Source organism: Pseudoalteromonas sp. UBA6610 (assembly GCF_002433295.1).
Lineage (GTDB): Bacteria > Pseudomonadota > Gammaproteobacteria > Enterobacterales > Alteromonadaceae > Pseudoalteromonas > Pseudoalteromonas atlantica.
This window is the reverse complement of sequence record NZ_DJHW01000097.1, coordinates 1-15,559: the sequence shown is the minus strand read 5'-3', so window position 1 is coordinate 15,559 and position 15,559 is coordinate 1. Positions and strand designations below refer to the sequence as shown.

At 41.9% G+C, this 15,559-nt stretch carries 18 protein-coding genes and 1 pseudogene; 9 read left to right on the top strand and 10 right to left on the bottom strand.

All coding sequences use genetic code 11. The annotated features are described in order from the left end of the window. Nucleotides 1-5: 5 nt before the first annotated feature. The 7 genes from B4F91_RS13120 to B4F91_RS13090 form a co-directional block, all read right to left on the bottom strand. Nucleotides 6-1,505, bottom strand: coding sequence for an RNA polymerase factor sigma-54 (locus B4F91_RS13120; RefSeq protein WP_004589085.1), 1,500 nt, complete (start codon nucleotides 1,503-1,505; stop codon nucleotides 6-8). A 69-nt stretch (nucleotides 1,506-1,574) separates the two neighbouring features. Then, complete coding sequence (gene lptB, locus B4F91_RS13115; RefSeq protein WP_004589086.1) at nucleotides 1,575-2,300, bottom strand: LPS export ABC transporter ATP-binding protein; 726 nt, start codon at nucleotides 2,298-2,300, stop codon at nucleotides 1,575-1,577. After that, nucleotides 2,297-2,845, bottom strand: coding sequence for a lipopolysaccharide transport periplasmic protein LptA (lptA, locus tag B4F91_RS13110; protein ID WP_004589087.1), 549 nt, complete (start codon nucleotides 2,843-2,845; stop codon nucleotides 2,297-2,299). Before lptA ends, lptB begins: the two co-directional genes overlap by 4 nt. Beyond that, entirely contained in the window at nucleotides 2,835-3,389 is a 555-nt protein-coding gene (gene lptC / locus B4F91_RS13105) for an LPS export ABC transporter periplasmic protein LptC (RefSeq protein ID WP_004589088.1), read from the bottom strand. The genes lptA and lptC overlap by 11 nt, the downstream gene beginning before the upstream one ends. Then, entirely contained in the window at nucleotides 3,386-3,937 is a 552-nt protein-coding gene (gene kdsC, locus B4F91_RS13100) for a 3-deoxy-manno-octulosonate-8-phosphatase KdsC (RefSeq protein WP_054982306.1), read from the bottom strand. Before kdsC ends, lptC begins: the two co-directional genes overlap by 4 nt. Continuing rightward, complete coding sequence (locus tag B4F91_RS13095; RefSeq protein WP_286939034.1) at nucleotides 3,938-4,909, bottom strand: KpsF/GutQ family sugar-phosphate isomerase; 972 nt, start codon at nucleotides 4,907-4,909, stop codon at nucleotides 3,938-3,940. It lies immediately after the preceding gene. 2 nt (nucleotides 4,910-4,911) lie between these two features. Then, nucleotides 4,912-5,880, bottom strand: coding sequence for a calcium/sodium antiporter (locus tag B4F91_RS13090; protein WP_004589091.1), 969 nt, complete (start codon nucleotides 5,878-5,880; stop codon nucleotides 4,912-4,914). A 254-nt stretch (nucleotides 5,881-6,134) separates the two neighbouring features. Between B4F91_RS13090 and B4F91_RS13085 the strand changes: the two genes are divergently transcribed. The 7 genes from B4F91_RS13085 to murA are packed head-to-tail and all read left to right on the top strand — an operon-like array spanning nucleotide 6,135 to nucleotide 10,787. Next, entirely contained in the window at nucleotides 6,135-6,938 is an 804-nt protein-coding gene (locus B4F91_RS13085; protein ID WP_004589092.1) for an ATP-binding cassette domain-containing protein, read from the top strand. Next, the gene (gene mlaE / locus B4F91_RS13080; RefSeq protein ID WP_024033330.1) at nucleotides 6,938-7,717 is read left to right on the top strand and encodes a lipid asymmetry maintenance ABC transporter permease subunit MlaE; all 780 of its coding nucleotides are present in this window, start codon (nucleotides 6,938-6,940) and stop codon (nucleotides 7,715-7,717) included. The genes B4F91_RS13085 and mlaE overlap by 1 nt, the downstream gene beginning before the upstream one ends. 13 nt (nucleotides 7,718-7,730) lie before the next feature. Next, entirely contained in the window at nucleotides 7,731-8,279 is a 549-nt protein-coding gene (gene mlaD / locus B4F91_RS13075; RefSeq protein WP_004589094.1) for an outer membrane lipid asymmetry maintenance protein MlaD, read from the top strand. Between the two features lie 5 nt (nucleotides 8,280-8,284). Further along, nucleotides 8,285-8,965 carry an MlaC/ttg2D family ABC transporter substrate-binding protein gene (locus tag B4F91_RS13070; RefSeq protein ID WP_286939032.1) on the top strand — a complete coding sequence of 227 codons (681 nt, stop codon included), beginning with the start codon at nucleotides 8,285-8,287 and terminating at the stop codon, nucleotides 8,963-8,965. Further along, on the top strand, nucleotides 8,958-9,251 hold the full coding sequence (locus B4F91_RS13065; protein WP_024033329.1) for an STAS domain-containing protein: 294 nt from the start codon (nucleotides 8,958-8,960) through the stop codon (nucleotides 9,249-9,251). Before B4F91_RS13070 ends, B4F91_RS13065 begins: the two co-directional genes overlap by 8 nt. 5 nt (nucleotides 9,252-9,256) lie before the next feature. Continuing rightward, entirely contained in the window at nucleotides 9,257-9,514 is a 258-nt protein-coding gene (locus B4F91_RS13060; RefSeq protein WP_004589097.1) for a BolA family protein, read from the top strand. Between the two features lie 13 nt (nucleotides 9,515-9,527). Next, nucleotides 9,528-10,787 (top strand): UDP-N-acetylglucosamine 1-carboxyvinyltransferase, encoded by a 1,260-nt coding sequence (gene murA / locus B4F91_RS13055; RefSeq protein WP_004589098.1) that lies wholly within the window; start codon nucleotides 9,528-9,530, stop codon nucleotides 10,785-10,787. Nucleotides 10,788-10,934: 147 nt separating this feature from the next. Here the strand turns inward: murA and B4F91_RS13050 are convergent, their stop codons facing one another. From B4F91_RS13050 to B4F91_RS13040, 3 genes are all read right to left on the bottom strand, one after another. Continuing rightward, a complete protein-coding gene (locus B4F91_RS13050) occupies nucleotides 10,935-12,017 on the bottom strand; it encodes a trypsin-like peptidase domain-containing protein (RefSeq protein WP_264390548.1) in 1,083 nt (360 codons plus the stop codon). A gap of 100 nt (nucleotides 12,018-12,117) precedes the next feature. Continuing rightward, nucleotides 12,118-13,470 carry a Do family serine endopeptidase gene (locus B4F91_RS13045; RefSeq protein WP_286939030.1) on the bottom strand — a complete coding sequence of 451 codons (1,353 nt, stop codon included), beginning with the start codon at nucleotides 13,468-13,470 and terminating at the stop codon, nucleotides 12,118-12,120. Nucleotides 13,471-13,619: 149 nt separating this feature from the next. Beyond that, entirely contained in the window at nucleotides 13,620-14,030 is a 411-nt protein-coding gene (locus B4F91_RS13040; protein ID WP_414704611.1) for a YhcB family protein, read from the bottom strand. On the opposite strand from B4F91_RS13040, the pseudogene B4F91_RS19445 reads away from it, so the two are divergent. Beyond that, nucleotides 13,975-14,103, top strand: a pseudogene (locus tag B4F91_RS19445) (hypothetical protein); the annotation flags it as partial. The gene B4F91_RS13040 and the pseudogene B4F91_RS19445 overlap by 56 nt on opposite strands. Before the next feature lie 95 nt (nucleotides 14,104-14,198). Continuing rightward, nucleotides 14,199-15,287 carry a cell division protein ZapE gene (gene zapE / locus B4F91_RS13035; protein WP_286939028.1) on the top strand — a complete coding sequence of 363 codons (1,089 nt, stop codon included), beginning with the start codon at nucleotides 14,199-14,201 and terminating at the stop codon, nucleotides 15,285-15,287. The last annotated feature ends 272 nt before the right edge of the window (nucleotides 15,288-15,559 follow it).

The window sequence follows — 15,559 nt, the reverse complement described above, 5'->3', positions numbered from 1 at the left end:
ACGTCTTATATCAAACTCTTTCTCTGATTTGACGGTGGAATAGCTAGCGATTCACGGTATTTTGCTATTGTGCGTCTAGCTACTTTAATTCCTTGCTCTGCCAATATATCCGCAATTTTACTATCACTCAATGGTTTAGCTGAGTTTTCCGCGGCAATTAGCTTTTTAATTAGGGCACGTATTGCGGTTGATGAACACTCTCCGCCGTTTTCAGTGCTTACGTGGCTTGAGAAAAAATACTTAAGCTCAAAAATACCACGTGGCGTATGCATATATTTTTGCGTAGTAACACGCGAAATTGTCGATTCATGCATTTCTACCATTTCAGCAACATCGTTTAAAACCATTGGCTTCATGGCTTCGGGGCCATGTTCAAAAAATGCCTGTTGCTGTTTTACAATACAGTTAGTTACCTTAAGCAGCGTGTCGTTTCTGCTTTCAAGGCTTTTTATAAACCATTTAGCTTCTTGTAAGTGAGAGCGAATAAATTGGCTATCACCACTTGATTTTACGGTACGTGACATAGCCGCGTACTGACTATTTACGCGTATTTTTGGCATGCTATCTGGGTTTAGCTCTACCACCCAGCGGCCTTTTATTTTTTTAACCGACACATCCGGTATTACATACTCAGACTCTTCCCTTACTATTGTATCTGCTGGTTTTGGGTTGAGGGTATGTATTAGGGTCATGACCTCTTTAAGCTCGTCTTCTTTAAGCTTAGTCTTTTTCATTAATGTACGATAGTCGCGTGCCGCTAATAGATCAATGTGATCGGTTAAGATCATTTTAGTTTGTTCTATAAAAGGGGTGTCTTTATCAAACTGGTTTAGCTGAATACACAAGCACTCTTGTAAACTGCGCGCGGCTATACCTACAGGGTCAAATAACTGAATACGCTTTAAAACGGCTTCTATTTCGTCAAGTTCAACTTCAACTTCGTCATCGTTTTCTTGGTTAAAGCTCTCTAAAATTTCTTCGCAACTTAGCGTTAAAATACCCGAGTCATCTACAGCTTCTACAATGGCAATAGCAATGGCTTCGTCAGTTGGGCTAAAAGGAGTAAGCTGAAGCTGCCACATTAAATACTCATGTAGCGTTTCAGTAGAGGCACCTTGATAAATAGACTCATCTTCCGGCATTGGGCCTGAGGATGCAGCAGGGGCTGCGCTCATGTACTCATCCCAGGTTACATCCATTGCCATATCATCGCTAACGGTGTCTTTATTTAAAGCTTCGCCACTGTCTTGCTCGTACTCGCTGGTTGTATCGTCAGCCGATGCGCTTACGGTTACATCATCCGTATCTGCTTTTTGTTCATTTTTTCCAGCCGACTCTTCCGTGTAATCTTGCTCTTCTACTTCTAATAGCGGGTTGCTATCAAGTGCTTCTTGTATTTCTTGCTGGAGATCCAATGTACTGAGCTGCAGCAAGCGAATCGCTTGTTGCAATTGTGGAGTCATTGTAAGTTGCTGGCCCATGCGCAGCTGTAATGATTGCCTCATGTATCTCTAACAATCCTTTTATGTTGTTATAATTAATATTAGCAGATGCTTGTAGGTGTGGCTTAAATGTTACAGCCTAAATTGCTCGCCTAAATAAACATCGCGTACAGTTTTGTCATTTAATACGTGTTCTGGGGTGCCAGATGCAATTAGCTCCCCATGAGAAACAATGTAGGCTTTTTCACAAACATCAAGGGTTTCTCTTACATTGTGATCGGTAATTAATACGCCAATGCCACGGTTTTTAAGATGCTCTATTATTTTCTTTATATCTAACACTGAAATCGGATCAACACCAGCAAAAGGCTCATCCAATAAAATAAATTTAGGGTTTGCTGCCAGTGCTCTGGCAATTTCTACACGGCGGCGTTCACCACCAGAAAGCGCCATACCTTGGCTATCGCGAATATGCTGAATACTAAATTCATCAAGTAAGTTGTTAAGCGTTTCTTCTCGTGCGGCTTTATTGAGCTCTTTACGCGTTTCTAAAATAGCCATTAAGTTTTGATAAACTGTCAGCTTTCTAAATATTGATGACTCTTGCGGCAAATAGCCAATGCCTAAGCGGGCGCGGCTGTGCATAGGTAATAACGTAATGTCGTTATCATCAATAGAAATTTTACCTTTGTCGCTAGGTACTAACCCTACAATCATGTAAAAGGTGGTGGTTTTACCTGCGCCATTAGGGCCCAATAAGCCAACAATGCTGCCGGCTTCCACTTCAAGGCCTACATTTTTTACAACTTGGCGGCCTTTATAGCTTTTTGCTAATAGTTCTGCTTTTAAGGTGCTCATGGTTGACCTTCGTTACCTGTTTTTTCTTTAATTTTTGCTTCAACAGGCACTAAAATTGTATGGACACGATCCGTAGAGTTTTCGTCTTTTTCTGCGCTAATAAGCTGCTGCTGCATGTCGTAGGTAATACTTTTAGCATTAATTTTTTGACCGGCTTGTGCGACTTCAGCATCGCCAACAAGCGTTAAAAAGCGCTTTGCTACGTCGTAACGTACTTCGTTTGCGCTGGCACTCATTACGGTACCGTCGTCTTGTTTTTCTTCGAAGTAGGCTGGGCTGCCAGTGGCAATAAGGAGTTGTTTGTTATCCCCTAAGTCTTCACGTTTATGTACTTCGAGTCGGTCGGCTGTAATTTTGCGATTACCATGCACAATTTCGACGTTCTTTTCAAAAATACCTACGTTTTCTTTAAGTTGGCCTTCTTGACGGTCTGCACTAATAGAAATTTGATTTGCTGGCGGTTGAGCGGCAGGCTCAGCAGCAGAGGCGCTAAATGCAAGCATTAGCGATGGGATAATAAGTATTTTAGTGAGTTTATTGGTCATAATATATTGTTCGCGTATGGTTAATTAGTTTTATTACTTCGGTTTTTAAATCGGCTTCAAGGCCTTTACCTACAATTTTTAAATTAGGCCCAGTGACAACCACTGGCTGCTCAGAGCGCATTGTTAGCGCTTTAATGTCGACTTCGATGTTATCGGCATTGATGTTATCTATCATGGCGTTATCAACTAAATTTTTAGCAACCACATTGCCTTCTAAAATAAGTTGTTTATCTTCGTAAAGCGTTGCTTCGTCTGCATTTATTCGCCATGTTTGCTTTTCGTTATACAAGGTGAAAATAGGTTTTTCAAAAAATGTAAAACCAAGCTGTTGGTACAGCTCCATTTTAGCCGCAGTGACTTTATGGCTTATTTTGCCTTGCTCGTCATAGGCTGTTTGCTTAAGCTCTATAGCGGTGTAATCGGGCTTTGCAATTACTTCAGGTTCTTGCTCTGGCGCTACATTGGTTTGGGTAAAATAAGGGTACCAAAGCCAAACCATACAGCCGATGAATAACGCACTGAGTATAACGCGTGCTGCATTCATGAACTGGTGCCTTGTGTTGTAAGCGCTATGCCGTTCTCTAGCATAAGTAAATCTGTGAGCTCTCTAACGGCGCCAAAGCCGCCAGGCATTTGCGTAGTGTAATGCGATAAGCGCTTAATAAGCGGGTGCGCATCGTTTACTGCAACGGCAAAGCCAACGCGCTCCATTACTGGCATGTCAGGGCCATCGTCGCCAATGTAGGCTATTTGTTCATCAGTTAACTTTAAAGTGTTTTTGAGTTCTTGATAAGCAATAAGTTTGTCTTCTTGGCCTTGATAAATGTGCTGCACGGTTAAGCTGCTCATGCGAGTTTGCACTATCTTTGAGTGACGCCCCGTAATGACCGCAACTTCAAAACCGCTATTGATCAGCGCTTTAATGCCAAAACCATCTTTTGTATTAAATGCTTTTAATTCTTCGCCTTGGTTACCGAGGTAAATTCGGCCATCAGAAAATACACCATCAATATCGCATATGAGTAGTTTTACTTTTTTGGCGCGTGCTTTGGCATCATCGCTTAGCGGTTGATAGAGATCTTCAAATTGCATTTATAATACTCCTGCTTTTAAGAGGTCTTGCATATTTAAGGCGCCTATTGGCTGGTTTTTATCATTGACCACAATTAAACCATTAATACGTTTGTTTTCCATTATGTTTAGGGCTTCAGCTGCAAGTATATCGGCCATGGCAGTTGTGCACGACTTAGTCATAACCTGGCTAATAGCGGTGCTATGTATATCAACTCTTTGCTCTAAAATACGGCGTAAGTCACCGTCGGTAAAAAGGCCGGCAAGCTGTTGATTGTTATCTACAATAGCGGTCATGCCCAGCCCTTTGGCTGACATTTCTATTAACGCGTCTTTAATTGTTTGCGTTACACCTATGATAGGGGTGTTTGTGCCGCTGTGCATTACATCTTTTAAAGTGAGCAACAATCGCTTACCTAAACTGCCGCCAGGGTGAGAGAGTGCAAAGTCATCGGCGGTAAAGCCGCGTGCTTCTAAAAGCGCAACTGCCATTGCATCACCCATCGCTAAAGTGGCAGTGGTGCTTGCTGTAGGCGCTAAACCTAATAAACAGGCTTCTTGTTCTACTTTTATACATACGTGCACATCAGCAAGTGTTGCCATAGTAGAAAGCGGGTTGCCTGTCATCGATATTATTTTTGCGCCAAGGCGTTTAAGCACCGGAATAATATTAAGTACTTCGCTGGTTTCGCCCGAGTTTGATATAAGCATAACCACGTCATTTTTGGTTATCATGCCTAAATCACCATGGCTTGCTTCGCCTGGGTGAACAAAAAAAGCAGGGCTGCCTGTACTTGCAAGGGTAGCAGCAATTTTATTACCAATATGGCCTGATTTACCCATGCCAATAACAATAATGCGACCTTGGCAATCAAACATGAGCTGACACGCACTATGAAAGTTTTCGTCAACATATTGTGTAATATCAGCAAGCGCTTGGCGTTCAATGTTTAATACGCGTAAACCTTGCTCTATAAAATTTAGTTGTGCCATTGTTACCCTACTTGACTAAAAATATAACCTTGGTACGCCAAAAATGCGATGAGTAATAGGCCACCTTCTACTCTATTGATACGCTGAGAACCTCTAAAGTTCAATGACATAATAATAAGCGCAAGCGTAGCACCTAACATAATAAGTATGTCGCGGTTTGCAAGTGACGGGTCAACCACTGATGGGTTAATAATACCTGCAAGCGGTAATACCGCTAAAATATTAAATATATTTGAGCCCACAATATTACCTAGGGCTAAATCATCTTCGTTTTTAAGTACACCCGCTACAGAAGCTGCAAGTTCAGGCAAGCTTGTGCCAATGGCGATAATGGTTAAGCCAATAACTAAGTCGCTTAAACCAAAGTATTTAGCAATATCGACTGCTGAACCAACTAAAAAGTGTGAGCTAACAGGCAATAAAACCATGCCGACAATTAGCCATAAAACGGCTTTTTTAGTTGGTACATCGTTAGGAACCTCATCGCAGGCTTCTGAAACAAAAGGATCATCTTGATTTTTGGCGCGCAAAGAAACCACAATCAAGCCGCCAATAAACACAGCAAATGCAACTAGCAATGCCACCCCTTCGGTGAGTGAGAAGTAGTTGTCTGAAAATACATACCACGTAGCCAAGGATACCAGCATAACAAGCGGCATTTCGCGTTTTAAAGTGCTTGATGACACACTCAAAGGGCGTAGCAGCGCAGTAATACCTAACACAAGTAAGATGTTTGTTATATTTGAACCTACCGCGTTACCAACCGCTGTGTCGGTTTTATTTGCCAAAGCAGCCGAGGCCGATACCATCATTTCAGGGGCCGAAGACCCCATAGCAACAACCGTTAAGCCAACAATTAAAGTAGGGACTCCAAAGTTTTTAGCAAGCGCTGCCGCACCGTATACAAATCGGTCGGCGCTCCACACAAGTGCAGCAAAACCAAGAATTAAAATAACAAACGAGGTAACCATTATGTTAAGCCAGATGTTCAAAATACAGATGGCGCGAATAGTAACAAAAGCCAACATGAAAGTATAAGCAAAAGAGCAGGGTCTACTATTGCAGTGCGTGAATTTTATGCGCTTAAGCAAAGGTTAAGGCAATTTACTTCAGCCTTAGAGCGCTTTTTGTAGGCGTATTACAAAATCTTACGAATTGTTTTTTCCATCTTGGCTAAAAAACCCTTAAAATAGGAGCACGAGTGAACATTGTTACGGAGAGCGACTTGTCGCAATCAATAGTAGAAGTCAAGGATGTTAGCTTTTCGCGAGGCGATAGAACCATATATAAAAATATGAGTTTTAGTGTTCCTAAAGGTAAGATAACAGCGATTATGGGGCCAAGCGGAATTGGCAAAACCACAATGCTACGCTTAATTGGTGGGCAGCTTAAGCCTGACGCCGGCGATATTTTATTCGAAGGTGGCAGTATTCCTAGTATGTCGCGCAAAGAGTTATATGCGGCACGAACCAAAATGAGCATGCTGTTTCAAAGCGGTGCGTTATTTACTGATATGTCGGTATTTGACAACATTGCATTTCCTCTGCGAGAGCACACCAAGTTAAGTGAAGCGTTAATTAAACTAGTCGTATTAATGAAACTGCAAGCGGTGGGTTTACGCGGTGCTAAAGATTTAATGCCTTCTGAGCTTTCTGGCGGTATGGCCAGACGAGCAGCACTTGCACGTGCTATTGCACTGGACCCAGAACTTATTATGTATGATGAGCCTTTTGCCGGCCAAGACCCAATATCTATGGGCGTATTGGTAAAGCTTATTAAGTCGCTAAATGAAGTGCTAGGTTTATCATCCCTTATTGTAACCCACGATGTGACGGAGGTAATGAGTATTGCCGATCACGTTATTATTATTGCCGATCAAGGCGTAATAGGGGCTGGGACTCCGGATGAAATGCGTAATCATGAATCTCCATTAGTACAGCAGTTTTTAAAAGGGTTATCGGATGGGCCAGTGCCATTTCATTATCCTGCACAAACGTATGCTGATGAGCTGTTAGGAGAAAACGCTTAATGTTGGATTTATTTCAAAAGTTAGGTCATAAAACGCTGGGGCGTTTTGCTGCATTAGGGCGCTCTGCCAACATGCTTTTTAATGCATTGTGGAATGTACCTAACTTTAAAAAAGGCACACCGCTGTTAGTGCGCCAACTTTATATGGTTGGTTCGCAATCATTATTAATTATTATGGTGTCGGGTTTGTTTATTGGTATGGTGCTTGCGCTGCAAGGTTACACTGTATTGGTTGGCTATGGCGCCGAAGACAGCCTAGGCCCATTAGTTGCGCTTAGTTTATTACGCGAACTAGGCCCTGTGGTTACAGCGCTATTATTTGCTGGGCGCGCTGGAAGTGCGCTAACGGCAGAAATAGGCTTAATGAAAGCCACTGAGCAACTCTCTTCACTAGAAATGATGGCTATAGACCCTCTCAAGCGCATTATTGCACCGCGCTTTTGGGCAGGTTTTATTAGTATGCCATTGCTTGCACTTATTTTTTCTGCGGTTGCCATTATCGGTGCTCATTTAGTTGGGGTTGATTGGTTAGGCGTAGATACCGGCAGCTTTTGGTCGATAATGCAATCGCAAGTATCGTTTCAAGAAGATGTATTAAACGGCATGATAAAAAGTTTTGTATTTGCCATGGTAGTGACCTGGATTGCGCTTTATAAGGGCTACGACTGTATCCCAACCTCAGAAGGGATCAGTAAAGCAACAACAGAAACAGTCGTTCACTCATCACTGGCAGTATTAGGGTTTGACTTTATTTTGACAGCGGTAATGTTTACCAGCTAATAGGGTATAGATAATGAATTCACGGAAATTAGAGATTTTAGTTGGCTTTTTTGTCGCATTAGGCATTTTAGCGTTTGCAATGTTAGCACTTAAAGTGGCTAATTCGGGTATTAGCGGGTCGGGCGAAACCTACACGCTAAATGCAAAGTTTGAAAATATCGGCTCACTTAAAGCGCGTGCACCGGTAAAAGTAGGCGGTGTAGTGATTGGCCGTGTTGAATCTATTTATGTACACCCACAGGAGTTTTTGCCTGTGGTAAATATGACGATAGATGCACAGTATTTATGTCGTTTTTCAGACACTAGCTCAATCTCAATTTTAACATCGGGTATTTTAGGGGAGCAGTACTTAGGTATTCACCCTGTTATTTCTCCTAATGCAGCAGAGCAGCGCTGTTTAGGTGAAACAGTGACCGAAAACGCACAAGATCAAGCAATCGATGAGTTATTTGGCGTAGAGAGCAAAGCGTTAGGTGATGGTGATTCAATCACAGATACTAAGTCTGCACTTGTTTTAGAAGAGTTAATTGGGCAGTTTTTATTCAACCAAGGTAGTGAGTAATTATTATGTTGAAACAGTTTTTAGCCGTTATTGCACTTGGTGCAACCCTAGCTGTGCAAAGTGTTAGCGCAGCCGAAGTTAAACTGACAGATCCTAACAAAATGGTGCGTCAGGTAGCAGAGCATACATTTGAGCGCATTAAAAAAGATCAACCGCTTATCACTAAAGATAAAGAGCACCTTCGTGTTATTGTAGAAGAAGAGCTGATGCCTTACATAGACTACAAATATGCAGCACTTCGTGTGTTGGGTAGTGAAGTGTCTAAAGTGCGTGCAATTACCGATAAAGCCGAAAAAGCCGAAGCAATTAAAGACATCCAAGAATTTATTGGCGCGTTTAGAGGCTATTTAGTTGCTACTTACGCGGGGGTATTTACTCAATACACTGACCAACATGTAGAATTTGGCGCAGAGCAACCATTTAAAGGCAAAGATGTAGTTGTAGTAAAAACTAAAATTACAGAAGATGGCAAGCCTGACATAAAAATTGATTTTAAAGTGCGTGAAGATCGCAGCGGCGAGTGGCGCGCATACGATATGATTGCAGAAGGAATTAGCTTACTCGATGCAAAACAAAGTGAGCTACAAGGTATTTTACGCCAGCAAGGTATTGCACACGTAAGTAAATTACTAGAGCAAAAGAGCCAGTTACCTGTGCAATTTAGAGGCAACAACAGCAATGACTAAATTGGCAATTAGTCAAGTAGATGAGCAGCACTATAGGGTAAGTGGTGAACTTACCCGCAGCTCAATTGGCAATGAACAGCTTCTGAACGCCAAGTCATTAAGTAAGCATAAAACCATCTATTTTGACCTTTGTGAGGTAATGAGGGTTGACACAGCGGGCTTAGCTTGGTTAATTCACTCTTTTGCTGAATTTAAGCAACAGGGCACACGCCTTGAATTGCAAAATCCACCTGAGCAATTGCAAAATTTAATGCAGTTGGGTCAGGTAACAACTTTATTTGAGTGAGAGTTATGGAAACTAGCCAAGTCGAAACATTATTACGCGACGAACTTCAATTATCTGAAGTAAAAGTAAAAGCCAATGGTAGCCATTATGAAGTAATTGCAGTAGGTGAGTGCTTTGACGGTTTAAGCCGCGTTAAAAAGCAACAGCTAGTTTATGGCCCATTAATGAATACTATTTCAGACGGTACAATTCACGCTGTATCAATTCGTGCATTTACGCCAACTGAGTGGAAGCGTGAACAAAAATTTATTTTACCTCAATAGTTAAGGCCTCTTAATGGATCAGTTTGTAATTCAAGGTGGCACTTCACTTGCGGGTGAAGTAACTATTTCTGGCGCTAAAAATGCCGCATTACCAATTTTGTTTGCCGCACTGCTTGCCGATGGTAAAAGTACATTTACGAATGTTCCTCGTCTTCGCGATATTGTGACCACTGAGGCGCTTTTAAGCACCTTAGGCGCAACTGTAAATTGGCAAGGCGATACACTGTATATCGATGGCGCAACCGTTAATAAAACGCTTGCTCCTTATGATTTAGTTAAGCAAATGCGTGCCTCTGTTTTGGCACTAGGGCCTTTAGTAGCGCGTTTTGGTGAGGCACAGGTATCGCTACCTGGTGGCTGTGCTATAGGTGCACGTCCGGTTGATATACATATTCAAGGTTTAGAGCGCATGGGCGCACAAATAAACGTTGAAAACGGTTATATCAATGCAAAGGTAGAAGGTCGCCTTAAAGGCGCTGAAATTTTCATGGAAATGGTCAGTGTTGGCGCAACCGAAAACTTACTAATGGCCGCAGCACTTGCCGATGGTAAAACGGTGCTTGAAAACGCAGCACGCGAGCCCGAAATTATTGACCTTGCCAATTGCCTAATTGCTATGGGTGCAAAAATTACTGGTGCAGGTACAAGCCGTATAGAAATTGACGGCGTAGAGCGTTTAGGCGGCTGTGAGCACAGCATTTTACCTGACCGCATTGAAACGGGCACTTTTTTAGTTGCAGCAGCGATGGCTGCAGGTGAAGTACTTTGTAAAAAAACAGATTTTCATTCACTTGAGCCTGTTATTGAAAAATTACGTGCCGCGAATGCATTAGTTGAAGTAAACGATGACAGCATTTATTTAGATATGCGTAATCGTGAGCTCAAAGCCGTTAATATTAAAACCATGCCACACCCTGGTTTTCCAACCGACATGCAAGCGCAGTTCACCGCGTTAAATGTAGTGGCTAATGGTAGTGCAACAATTACCGAAACCATTTTTGAAAACCGCTTTATGCACGTACCAGAGTTACAACGCATGGGCGCTAATATTCGTTTAGAAGGGCACACCGCTATTTGTGGTGAAACGCAAAGTTTAAGTGGCGCACAAGTAATGGCAACCGATTTACGCGCCTCTGCAAGCTTAATTTTAACCGGTATTGTGGCGCAAGGTGAAACGGTAGTCGATCGTATTTACCACGTAGACCGAGGCTATCAACGCATTGAAGATAAACTCAGTGGCTTAGGTGCCAATATTAAGCGCAGAAGTAGCTAATACCCATTCGCAATAATATTTATTCGCTTTGAGGTGAGAGCACACTTGCTCCTAAATTAAGCGCGCTGAGTTAAACACAGTTTACTTTAGACATAAAAAAAGGTCGGATACGCGTATTGCTATCCGACCTTTTTATTGCCATTTTGGTTAGAGTTTAGTTTCGAGCTCTGCAACTGTAACCATTATTTTTTCTACTTTACCGTTTCGGTACAGCTCAAATTCTATTTCTTTACCGGGCTGTGTATTGCCTATTTTTTCGAGTACTTTTTGCGGGTTGGCGACACTTAACCCTGCAATTTTAATAACGATGTCTTGCTCTTCAATGCCAGCTTGCCATGCAGGGCCTAATGGGTCTAAATTGGTGATGCGCATACCAGCAACCTCAGTAAGGCTGTCGTTTACCTCTTTGCCCGTGCTATCAACCGCAGTGCCTTCAAAGCCTAAATAGCCACGTACTACACGGCCATGGCGTATTAGCTTTGCCATTACTTCTTTGGCGAGCGAATAGGGAACAGCAAAAAAGATTCCTTGGATATTAAGATTTTCACGAGTTTTAAACTGCGCAGACGTGATCCCCACTAAATCACCATTTGAATTAACCAAAGCACCGCCAGAGTTACCTACATTTATAGCTGCATCCATTTGCAGTAAGTTGTTATAAGGGCTATCGGTAATTTTTTGTTTACCGGTGGCACTAATTATACCTTGGGTGATGGTTTGCCCTAAATTGAGTGGGTTACCAATGGCCAGCACTACATCACCTACACTGGTGGTGTAATTATCGTTTACGGGGATCACCGGCAGGTGGTCGGCGTTAATTTTTAATAAGGCTAAATCGGTAATGGTGTCAAAGCCAATTAACTGCACATCAAAAAAGCGTCGGCCATCGGTTAATATAACCAAGATTTGATCTGCATTATTTATAACGTGGTAGTTAGTTAATATGTAGCCGTCTTGCGCCATAATTACGCCAGAGCCAAGCTCTTGAACGGTGTTTTGTTGCTTATAGCGAGGCTCTTTAGAAATGCTTTCTGAAAAAATAGTTACTACCGACGGTGCAGCACGTTTAACCGCGTCAGCAAAACTAAGGTGATTCGAGCTCATAGCACTGGGCAAGGGAACATTAGGGAGTAAAGAGGCGCGCATATTAGGGCTGAAAAAAACCACTAAAAAAGCGATACCTAAACCGACAAACAAAGGGGGAAGTACAAATTTTAGTAATTTCAGCACGAGATTCTTATTGTTAGTGAGCAATTCTTTATGATGGCACAAAAAAAATAACAGCGGCAAGTGCTGCTGTTATTTTTATTGCTTATTTATAACGTGTTACTTATTGGATAAGTACAAAGATAGACTCTCTGCCACGTTTAACGCCAAGTACAATATTACCTTGGGTATCTTCGATAATTTTGTTCATTTGACGAATGTTTTCTACACGTTTGCGGTTAACTTGTACAATCACATCACCTTCTTCAAGGCCAACACGTGCAGAAGGAGAGCGCGGATCTACTGTGGCGACTTCAATACCTTTAGTGCCATTTTTTTGCACGTTTTCAAGCGTCGCACCTTGAAATGCAGGATGCAGTTCATCGCCTGCGGCGGTTACACCCGATGCACCATCAAGCGTTACTTTAATGGTTTTTACTTTGCCATCGCGGTAAATACCTAATTTAACTTCGCGTCCTTCACCTAACGTTGCTATTTTACTACGCAGCTCGTGGAAGCCACTAATATCGCTGCCATTAATACTAATAATAACATCGCCGGCTTTAATACCTGCTTTGCTTGCTGCGGTATCATCCATTACTTGCATAACGTAAGCACCTTGTTTAACGTCAAGTTGCTGTGCTTTTGCAAGGCCTGCATCAAGTGGGCGGCCAGAAATACCCAGTGAGCCACGGCGAACTTCGCCATGTTCAATAATTTGGTCAACTAAGTTTTTCATCATATTTGATGGAATGGCAAAGCCAATACCAACATTTCCACCCGAGGCACCTAAAATAGCAGTATTAATACCAATGAGTTCACCATTTAGGTTAACTAAAGCGCCTCCTGAGTTACCTTGGTTAATAGCCGCATCTGTTTGAATAAAGTCTTCGTAGCCTTCAATATTTAAACCACTACGCCCTAATGCACTTACAATGCCCGAGGTTACTGTATGGCTTAAACCAAATGGGTTACCAATTGCTACTGCAAAGTCGCCGACACGCAATTTATCTGAATTTGCCAGTTTAACTTCGGTTAAGTCATCTGCATCTATTTGTAATAGCGCAATATCAGACTCTTTATCGGTACCAATTTTGGTGGCTTCAAATTCACGGCCGTCTTCTAGCGTTACCACCATTTTTTCGGCATCTTGAATTACGTGGTTATTTGTTACTACATAGCCTTCGTCGGCATCAATAATAACCCCTGAGCCTAAACCGCTAAATTGGCGCTTTTGACTACGTGGTTGAGGGTTTCCAAAAAAGTATTCAAGCGGGTCTGCACGGCGGCGCACTTCTTTTGAGCCAGAAACCTGAATGCTCACAACGCCAGGGGTAATTTGCTCAAGCATAGGCGCAAGTGTGGGTAATTGTTGGCCGTTAACTGCAATAGGCAGTTTTGCATAAGAGGCCATTGGGCTTAGTAATAAGCTTGTAGATAAGATTGCAGCACTAATAAGTGATAATTTCATTTTCATAGTCAGGGTGTACTCCACATCACAGGAAAAGCAAAAAGGCTGCATAAGCAGCCTTTTCGAATTTAAATATAAAGCTGTTACATTTAAAGACTATGGGGTCAAAAAAAAGTTCCTCAAGATAGCACTAACATTTTAGCGTGCTCAGTGTGTTAAGAGGCTTTTGCAGGTTTTGTATCGCCATTTTGCCCTGCAAATAAACCAGACTCACCCGAGACGTAATCGGCAGGTTGTGCTTGTGCAGATGAACGGTCAACCTCGCGCTCTTTTAAAGATGCTTGTAATTGCTCTGTTGTTTCTTTAGAGAAAAACGGCTCGCTAGGTGCTTTGTTTTTATCATCAAGTAAGAGTTGATGGGTTTCTTCAACATGGCTGAGTAGTTGGTCGTAGTTTTCTTTCATTTTATTCACAAGCTTACCTGTGCTTGCTAAATGATCGGCCACATCTTGGCGATACTGCTCAAGCGCGTTTTGTGCTTGCTCGGCTTGTTCTTTTAATTCATCTTGCTTAAATTGCTTTTTAGTAACGAATGCACCAACAAAAAATGCCACTACAGCAGTAATAATAATTAAACCTACCCACGTAACTGTGCCCATAACTTCACCCCTTTGGGAAAAAATATCTAATAATGCCTGATTCAAATATAAATCATCCTGTGGGTAATATACCCCGAGTTAAGATGCGTGTTAATATGTTGTGCAAATTAAACTGTGTTTAAAATGTAATTAGATATGACTCCTTGGCAAACTTACCAGCAAGATCTTAAGCGCGATGACTTTGTACATGACCAAGCACAAGAAAATGCAGTGCGCCATTTACAACGTTTATACGATGACCTCACAAGTAAAAAACCACAGCAACAAGGCTTTTTTGCAAAGCTGTTTAATAAAAGCGAACCAGAGCCTATCAAAGGGCTTTATTTTTGGGGCGGTGTAGGGCGTGGGAAAACCTATTTAGTAGATACCTTTTACGAAGCGCTGCCAGGTGAGCGTAAAATGCGCGTGCATTTTCATCGCTTTATGCACCGGGTTCACGATGAACTAAAAAAGCTAAATAATAAAAGTAATCCACTGGAAATTGTTGCCGACATATTTAAAGCCGAAACCGATATTATCTGTTTTGATGAATTCTTTGTTCAAGATATTACAGATGCCATGTTACTCGGCGGCTTAATGCAGGCATTATTTGCACGCAATATAGTATTAGTCGCTACCTCTAATATAGTACCTGATGATTTATATAAAAACGGCTTACAGCGTGCGCGTTTTATTCCGGCCATTGAACTGGTAAAAGCGAACACAGAAATAGTAAATGTAGACTCTGGTATTGATTATCGCTTGCGTACACTTGAGCAAGCCGAAATATTTCACAGCCCGTTAGATGAGCAAGCCGATAAAAACTTATTTGAATATTTTGATAAGCTCTCGCCAGAGGCGGGGGAGCTTGCTCAACCCATAGAAATAGAAGGGCGCTTAATCAACACACGCAAAGTGGCCAAGTGTGTAGTGATGTTTGAATTTAGCGAATTGTGCGAAACCGCACGTAGCCAAGTCGACTACATGGAAATTAGCCGTTTATATAACACTGTTATTATTTCTAATGTTAAACAGCTTGGACAAAATAATGATGATGCAGCTAGGCGCTTTATCGCTTTAGTGGATGAGTTTTACGAACGCCATGTAACATTAATTATTTCGGCTGAAAAACCGATCACGCAACTTTATACCCAAGGCAATCTTAACTTTGAATTTAAGCGCTGCATTAGCCGCCTGCAGGAAATGCAGTCTTTAGAGTATTTAGCAAAAGAGCATTTAGCATAGCGCTAATACGACTGTATCGACTCTTTAAAGTGGCCTTATTGTTTTTTTTATATAAATGCATAAATTTTTGTAATTTTCTTGTGGAAAAAACAACCGCTCGGTAGCAATGTGTTTTAAGTGCTGGTATACTCCCACGTCTGCCACGTTGCGTTCTATGTCCTCATATAGTTTAGCCACTTGTGAGCGGCGCTAAAGTCTAAAACTCGAAGGGGTTATAGCATACTTAGAGCGGTAGTTAATAATAACTGCCTGTGGTTTTAATTGAAAAACAT